The sequence below is a fragment of the Lactobacillus equicursoris DSM 19284 = JCM 14600 = CIP 110162 genome, assembly GCF_001434815.1.
In the GTDB taxonomy this organism is placed as follows: domain Bacteria; phylum Bacillota; class Bacilli; order Lactobacillales; family Lactobacillaceae; genus Lactobacillus; species Lactobacillus equicursoris.
In genome coordinates this window covers 1-663 of the sequence record NZ_AZDU01000124.1, presented here as the reverse complement: position 1 = coordinate 663, position 663 = coordinate 1, and the positions used below count along the sequence as shown (strand labels likewise).

The window sequence follows — 663 nt, the reverse complement described above, 5'->3', positions numbered from 1 at the left end:
CAGGACCTGGTCAGCCAGGTCAGGGGGCGGCGCGACTAAATCCCTTTCGGCCGCGTTAATCAACTTGGCCAATTCGCGATCAGTCAGATAGGCGAATTCTGCTTGTTTTTCATTATCTTTCTCTTCCTGTTTTTCTAGTTGACTCTCTTTCATCAGGGCTGCCTCCTTTCCAGCTGCTTTTTTAATAGTTCTCTTGCCCGGTAAATATGAGTCTGGACGGTTTTAAGCGGTTTTCCATGCTCTTTGGCAATTTCCTTGGTCTTTTTCCCCATTAAAAAGTAAAGCTCAGCATCGCCTTTAAGCGAGTCTGGCAACTTTTTAACCGCCTCCTGGAGCTCCTCCATTAGCTCCTGGTTCAAGACCTGGTCTAGGGGCGTTTGCCTGTCTGCTGGCTCAGCCACTTGGTCAAGATCCGCGGCAGGCTTTTGCTTTCTGAGATAGTCAATTGCCTTATTGCTGGCGATCCGGCAGAGCCAGGCCTTTTCGTTTTGCCCGTCAAATTGACTCCATTTTTGATAGGCAGTTAAAAAGGTTTCCTGGGTCAGACCGTCAGCCGCAAAGTAGTCATGCATGATTTTTAAGCAAAGAGAAAACACCAGCTTTTGGTAAAGCTTTAAAAGCCGTGCCAGGTTTTCTTGATCGTTAATTTCCTTTCGCCTCCTC

General features: G+C 47.5%; 1 protein-coding gene. It reads right to left on the bottom strand.

The window, feature by feature from the left end:
• Positions 1-152: 152 nt before the first annotated feature.
• Positions 153-663: RNA polymerase sigma factor (locus FC20_RS09635; protein WP_156402977.1), on the bottom strand; the 511-nt coding region annotated here is incomplete at its 5' end.